The following is a 2,326-nucleotide window of genomic DNA, read 5'->3' as shown; positions in this document are numbered from 1 at the left end:
GGATTTTTTCAATGGAAAGGCAGACTCCGTCATCCGCTGATATTCAATCCAGCAATCATACTTCCCCCCATTAGTGCTCACCCCATTAGTGCTCTGACCGCTTTAATGAGGCTAAAGTAAAAACGAGTTGAGGCTGGAGGATTCGTTATTTTTGAAAAAATGTGCGGGGAATTTTGAAAAATAAATCTTCAGCTGATGAAATCTTTTCCTGAACCTCGTAAGACCTCCCTCTCTCCCGTTGGTCGTTCGGTCGGGGGATCTCTCCTGCGGCATTCGCCTACGGAGAGGAAGACAGCTGCGGATGGGGAAGCGGCAGCCTTCGTCGGGAAAGTGCGTTTCGGGACTTCGCCCCCGCATAATCGCGTGGATTATGCGACGCGATGGCCGTCTTTGTGGGATGTCATCATCTCTGCTTTCGCACATCTGCCGCCATCCCAGTCGCCGTCCACTTTCCCGGTCAGTTCACATAAGCGTTATGTGATGCCGCATTAGAACCTCATCAACCCCCAACCCCAGTCATGGGGCACTCCCCTTGGGATAGTCCCCTCTCAGGTGAGAGGGGATGAGATGCGCTCCGGCCACAGAGTCCGAACGCTCGGAACGCCACGCCGATCCAGTCCAGCCATCTTTCCTTCGTCAAGATTTGCTTCGCACCGTCGCTACGCTCGGGTAGCTCTCTGTCCCGGATCGTCCTGGCATAACCTCGTGTCGGAGGCCTACGCTCCAGCGGGTTCGTGTCGTCGTCGATGAAATGCCATCTCCTTTGACACTCACCCGCGGGAGGGGAAAAGAGAAGAACGGTGGCACAGTTGCCCCCCGACCCCCTACAATCGGGCGTTCCGCCGCCCGAACCCACGGGCAGGGATTATGGCCATCCCTGCACCCGGCCTTGAGAGTTCCTGAGTTTTCCCCGCCCTTGTTGCTGTATCCCACCCTTGATGATGAAAAGAAATGAGTAATCGAAGTTCTGCGAGTTTCGCATCTGGGGAAAGTGTTCTGTGAAATCTGCGATGTTCGCAGATGCGATTCCGGACAGAACCCGTCGGACGGCTTGCGCCGCCATGTTTGTCCTTCGGACACCGTCGCTGGCGCTCGGGTAGGCATTTCCGACGGAACCTGTTCCGGGTATTTTCTTTTAGCTGCTAAAAAAAGGCTGGAAAGATCTGCGGAGTTCGCAGGAAGGCGGGAACATTAATCAGCTTGCTTTAACAGCCGTCTCGATCATGTCGCTGACGAGTTTTCTTTGTGCTTTCGGAAGTTTTTTCAGCTTTTCAATTTGTCTTTCAAGATTTGACCTTGTCCCCTGATGCCGATTTTCCTCAGCAGTTTCATAAATGAATTCATCGGCGGAAACGCTGAAATTATTTACCAAAAACAAATGCAGTGTCAATCTTAAATATCAATTCTTATAGGTATCTGACCCGAATAAATCTTTGTCGGGAACCCGGCATCCGGAAAAAGCTTTGAGCAGAGGGAACAAGATCTGGCATGGGCTGTTTTCTCCCATAATCTTTGGGTGCTGGCAAGACTTCCGGAAGCGAAAGAGGATGGACTTTTGAAAACCGGATAAAACCGTTTCAGAGACTGAAGAGGCAAAGCGGTCAGAAGTCCGCAAGGGCGCTTGCGCCCAAAATCCATGGAAAGTAAAAAAAACGAACGCGAGAAGAGAAAAATAATTTTACCGCATCAAAGTGAGGAGTTTTTAAGAGCCCGGTGACTTTGATGAAATCAAATCCACAAAAACAGCTTTTTGTGGACGGGCTCTAGTGACGCTTTTTCAAGCGTTGCCGGATTTAGGTTTTGTTAGCCGCCAGGTGCTACAGGAGGGAATCCTTGTCCTTTGTGTCTGCATCATCGGTTTTACACTCGGAATCATCGTCTTTAGAAGGGCTAAATTCCTTCCATTTACCGCCCTGTTCATTCTTTACAAGGATTTCAATTTTCTTCTCAAGCTCCCTAAGCTTTTTCTCACACAAGGATGAGAGTGCAGAGCCTTCCTCGAAATATTTCATCATCTCATCAAGCTGGAGCTTGCCGCTCTCCATTTTCTCGATGATGGCTTCAAGCCGTTCAAGGGCCTTTTCAAAAGGCAATTCCTCGACTTCTTTCAGTTTACCGTCTTTTTTCATATTGGATGAATATTTTGATAATTGTTGAATATAGTGTTAAAATAAGGTGGTATCATATTAAATCCATAGTGTAGCGTTAAAAATAACAAGGAAAATATAATGATAAGGCACATATTGATAACCTTTCTGGGATTATTCCTAGTCATAGGATGCGGGGAAAAATCTGAGAACACGACCCCATCCTCCCAGGCTTCAAC

The 2,326-nt window shown here is 48.5% G+C and carries 2 protein-coding genes; both read right to left on the bottom strand.

The window, feature by feature from the left end; all coding sequences use genetic code 11:
* Positions 1 to 1,195: 1,195 nt before the first annotated feature.
* The gene (locus WAZ62_RS15535; RefSeq protein WP_422644444.1) at positions 1,196 to 1,390 is read right to left on the bottom strand and encodes a hypothetical protein; all 195 of its coding nucleotides are present in this window, start codon (positions 1,388 to 1,390) and stop codon (positions 1,196 to 1,198) included.
* Positions 1,391 to 1,817: 427 nt separating this feature from the next.
* On the bottom strand, positions 1,818 to 2,129 hold the full coding sequence (gene xseB / locus WAZ62_RS15530; RefSeq protein ID WP_422644443.1) for an exodeoxyribonuclease VII small subunit: 312 nt from the start codon (positions 2,127 to 2,129) through the stop codon (positions 1,818 to 1,820).
* Positions 2,130 to 2,326: the final 197 nt, after the last annotated feature.

The sequence above is a fragment of the Zavarzinia sp. genome (genome assembly GCF_049306435.1).
GTDB lineage: Bacteria > Pseudomonadota > Alphaproteobacteria > Zavarziniales > Zavarziniaceae > Zavarzinia.
Note: the sequence above shows the minus strand (reverse complement) of the source record. Positions and strands in the feature narration are given on the sequence as shown.